This is a genomic window from Deltaproteobacteria bacterium (assembly GCA_023382265.1).
Taxonomy (GTDB): Bacteria; JAMCPX01; JAMCPX01; order JAMCPX01; family JAMCPX01; genus JAMCPX01.
The window spans coordinates 1-4,105 of record JAMCPX010000045.1; the positions used below are offsets into that span (position 1 = coordinate 1).

General features: G+C 38.9%; 5 protein-coding genes. 1 reads left to right on the top strand and 4 read right to left on the bottom strand.

All coding sequences use genetic code 11. The features are described 5' to 3' along the window. Window positions 1–2 precede the first annotated feature (2 nt). Both M1381_08295 and M1381_08300 read right to left on the bottom strand, forming a co-directional pair. Window positions 3–461, bottom strand: coding sequence for a DUF86 domain-containing protein (locus M1381_08295; GenBank protein ID MCL4479077.1), 459 nt, complete (start codon window positions 459–461; stop codon window positions 3–5). 4 nt (window positions 462–465) lie between these two features. Further along, on the bottom strand, window positions 466–876 hold the full coding sequence (locus tag M1381_08300) for a nucleotidyltransferase domain-containing protein (GenBank protein MCL4479078.1): 411 nt from the start codon (window positions 874–876) through the stop codon (window positions 466–468). Between the two features lie 321 nt (window positions 877–1,197). Here M1381_08300 and M1381_08305 point away from each other — a divergent pair, with 321 nt between their 5' ends. After that, window positions 1,198–2,388 (top strand): ATP-binding protein, encoded by a 1,191-nt coding sequence (locus M1381_08305; GenBank protein ID MCL4479079.1) that lies wholly within the window; start codon window positions 1,198–1,200, stop codon window positions 2,386–2,388. Between the two features lie 315 nt (window positions 2,389–2,703). Here M1381_08305 and M1381_08310 read toward each other — a convergent pair whose 3' ends face one another. Together M1381_08310 and M1381_08315 are read right to left on the bottom strand one after the other, a co-directional pair. Further along, window positions 2,704–3,051, bottom strand: a complete 348-nt coding sequence (locus M1381_08310; GenBank protein MCL4479080.1) for a DUF559 domain-containing protein — start codon at window positions 3,049–3,051, stop codon at window positions 2,704–2,706. Window positions 3,052–3,101: 50 nt separating this feature from the next. Further along, a partial coding sequence (locus tag M1381_08315) for a hypothetical protein (protein MCL4479081.1) occupies window positions 3,102–4,105 on the bottom strand: 1,004 nt, incomplete at its 5' end.

The window sequence follows — 4,105 nt, forward strand, 5'->3', positions numbered from 1 at the left end:
TGCTATTCAAGCGACAGATTGAATTTTTCAGGGTGTTTAAGGAGCTCTCTTATTGCTTGAAGAAATACGGTAATATCTTCAAGATGATTCTGAATTATCTCATGTATCTCTTGTGGAGTAATATCAGAATAAAAATGCGTAAGCCTATTTCTATAACCCGCCATTTTTTTTAATTGATTGGCTGCAAAACTTTTCTCAACAATACCAAGCTCTCCGAGTTTTAATGCAATTTCCTTGTATTCAGTCACCCTGCCACCCGGCATTCTGGCAAGTATATGTGAACCAATATGGAAAACACCCTCAAGAACTCTGCGAAGATAAAATTGTGCCTTAATAAAATTATCCTCTATTGCCAGAATATCCAGCGGTAATTTGCCAAGATCCTCCAATTTCTCTAAATCTCTTTCAATACCATCTATGCGTGGTATAATAGACTGACTTTTTATTGTTTCTTTTACCATACAGTCAAGCCCTATTTATGATGGTATCGTTTATCTCTTTCAATAGTGGTTTGAAATCCGCATAAAGTATCATCGTGTCTTCTTCAAATTTGAGGCTCGCATCCCGTGAGGATTCATACAAAATCCTGCCATGGGTTATCACGTCGAATCTTAGCTCAAGGGGGGCTTTTTGGAGGAATACGATGTCAATATTTCTTGATGGAAACATGTCAGTAAGAACGTCATACACTTGATTATAAATTTCACCCATGTTCTTACCTGTATCTACCATTGCCTCCTGTGTAAGCAGAATCCCGATATCAATATCGCTGAACGGCATAGTTTTATCTTCTGCAAAAGAACCGAAAAGATAAATAATTGTAATATTTAATGCTTTCAGCCTTTGCGAATATGAATTGCTGATGTTTATTTCCATATAAAAAATATATCATACAATTGTTACTAAAACAACCTTGCATTACATATCTGTCCAGAATAAGTTGCTTGGAAAATGCAAAGGATTTGTTTCACAAAAAGCAGGCAAAGCTCTCTTTTGAAGAAAACAATAAATATACTCACAGGATTACAAAGATTAGCAAACGAAATATGAACACCGAGAGAGAATTAAAGTAAATGGTATAGACGGTATGACCATTCCCTTATCATTTTGATGTATTTTACACACTTTATAGCCAATGCTGCTCTATATTGTAATATTGACTTGACAATATATGGTATTATTGTATATATATAGATTATGTTTTATATTCCGCGCTTGGCTGAAGCAAAAATAGAAAATTCATTAAGCAAACAAAAGATACTAATTCTGCTTGGTGCAAGGCAGGTTGGTAAAACAACCATTTTAACAAGGGTACTGAAAAAATACCATGGTACCATCTTTAACCTTGATATCGAAGTAGATAAGGCAAGATTTCTTATAGCTAAAAACCTTTCACCCACTGATGCGATAAAGAGTTTAGGCAGTCCACAAGTGATAGCTATAGATGAGGCGCAAAGACTTCCGGAGATAAGCAGAATAGTGAAAGGTTGGTTTGATGCAGGCATCTCTACAAAAATTATTCTTTCCGGCTCATCGAGCTTGAATCTGCTGGATCAAGCAGCAGAGGCATTGACAGGACGGAACGAAAAAGTTTTTTTAACACCACTTCTTTTTAAAGAGATCATTTCTACACAATCATGGTTTCCGTCAATCTCATCACAGCTTCGCAAGCCACCTTCGGACAATCCTATGCATGAGCAAGTTTACTCTTTGATGATGCAAGATTTGGTGTATGGAAGCTATCCTGAAACCGTAACCACTGAGGATAAAATACAGTACCTGCTTAACTTAAGTGCTGATTATCTCTTAAAAGATGTCTTCCAGTTCGGTACCATAAAAAATCCTGACTTTGCCAAAAGACTCCTTCTGCTTCTTGCACATCAGGTTGGTTCAGAGGTTTCCATTTCAGAGCTTGCCTCAAATCTTGGGGTCAGCCGCCAAACAGTAGAAAAATATCTTGATCTGCTGGAGCAAACGTTCGTTGTTTTTCGTTTAGGTGCCTACAGCACAAATCTGAGAAAAGAAGTGGCAAAAAGCAAAAAAATTTACTTCTGGGACACAGGGGTACGGAATGCAATTCTCAAAGAGTTTAATGTCTCTGAATATAGGAGCGATATAGGTATCCTGTGGGAAAACTGGGTAATAGCGGAATTTGCCAAATACAATGCCCTTTGCGGTAATACCTCTGATCTATATTTTTGGCGCAGCCGGGATGGGGCTGAAGTAGATTTAATCGTTAAAAGCGGGGAACAGCTTCAAGCTTATGAAATCAAGTGGTCAAGCCGCAAGGCAGCGGGCACGAATGCCTTTACCGCACGCTACAATGTCACACCTCTGACAATAACCAGAGACAACTTCCTTTCTTTTTTATCTTTTCCTGTGCCATAAAACAAAAAGGTTCTTTTTCAAAACAGATGTACCCCTCATCGGCAGTCAGGTAATAGAAAGCATTGCGGTATTAGGAAAGATAGAAATAACTTATACCAAAGACAATCACACATGCTAAGAATAGTTTTACCACGTTAGAAAATACCAGCGATTTTAAACGGGCATAAATCGATTTCATGACTGACCACAATTGATGGCTTTCATTACATTAATTGTATGATATCGAAGTTCTCTAACGGGGTTTACTGTTTTCATTTTATAAACTCCTGCGTTACCCCTCGTTGGAAAAGAGGGGGTGAGGGGAGATTTCATAGCTCACATCATACTCCATATCTTTTCTAAAACTCCATTCATATTGTCAATAACTTCTCTATCTGAGATCCTCAACACATGTAATCCGATACTTTCCAAATAGCTGTCTCGTTGGCTATCCTTTGCTTTTTCTTCATCTAAGTAATGCTGTCCACCATCAATCTCTATAACCAGCTCCCCCGTGGGACAGTAAAAATCAACTATAAATCTTCCTAAAGGCTTCTGCCTGTAAAACTGATATCCCTTTATCTGTTTACTCCGTAACTTTAACCACAACGCCTTTTCAGCATCTGTCATATTTTTTCTAAGATTCTGGGAATACGGTTTTAAACGATCATTGTACAGCAACATGTTCTTAAAATCCCCCTCTATCCCCCTTTTCCTAAGGGGGAATCACACCCTCATGGAATAGTCCTTATCTGTAATACACTATACTCCCCGAGTGTCCACAACGCTGTATAATGGGATTGGACAAATTCATCAAGTACATTGGGATATGGAGTAATATGCTTCAAAGACATAAGCATTTGAGTATATCGCTGCGGCCAACCGTGCTGAATCAAATAGCGGACATGGCTTTGTCGGAGTTCGTTTATAATATCTCTTAAAACGTATGAATTTGCGCCCTCTATTCCCAATTGAATGTAGATAAAATCGTACCGTGTAGGGTTTGTATAATGCATCATAACGTAGATCAATGGCGCATAGGGGTACACGAACACATCCCGGTGATCCTGAAGAATTGATGGTACATTATTCATAAAACTTTGGATATGCTCTGCCTTCTGTTCATCGAAAGTCCACAGCTTCGTTCCATTGATGTTGATAGGATAGGACCGGGTTTCTATGCGTTTGATATTACTGAAGATGCTGCTTCCGCCCCACGCCAACAGACAGATACCTGCAATGCCGGACACATAATACAAAGGCTTAAAGAAATTGCGTTTGTGCTCTTTTGCATAAGATAAAGCGTACTTCACCGGCAGAAGGACCAGCATAAGAAACAATGGCATTGCTGTTGCAATGTGCTCGAGATCCAGGGAATAACTGATGGTCAGCAGAAGAATGAGATTACCGGCAATTGTAATGATCACGGTATTTGAGACCCTTTTATGGAATGCCACTAATAAAATTCCTGCAGCGATCGAACCGAAAAAGTAGATGCCGATCAAAATATTGAACGGATACGCCTTGTTGAAAATAAATAAAAACGGACTGAATGCCGCAACATTGGGATAGACCTTTAAAACAATAAACAGTTGCTGCCGTACAAAGTCGCCAAGGCCGCCCTGTACCGTGATATACCCGAACATGGTTATCAGCGGCAAAGCCGCAACTATAAAAAACCATATCAGGTCCTTAATGAATTTCGTCGAACGTATACCTCCACTATCTTTGAATGTGG

Excerpts from the sequence above, each read along its gene's own strand:
- M1381_08295 (MCL4479077.1), bottom strand. The coding sequence starts at position 461 with ATGGTAAAAGAAACAATAAAAAGTCAGTCTATTATACCACGCATAGAT.
- M1381_08300 (MCL4479078.1), bottom strand. The coding sequence starts at position 876 with ATGGAAATAAACATCAGCAATTCATATTCGCAAAGGCTGAAAGCATTA.
- M1381_08305 (MCL4479079.1), top strand. The coding sequence starts at position 1,198 with ATGTTTTATATTCCGCGCTTGGCTGAAGCAAAAATAGAAAATTCATTA.
- M1381_08310 (MCL4479080.1), bottom strand. The coding sequence starts at position 3,051 with ATGTTGCTGTACAATGATCGTTTAAAACCGTATTCCCAGAATCTTAGA.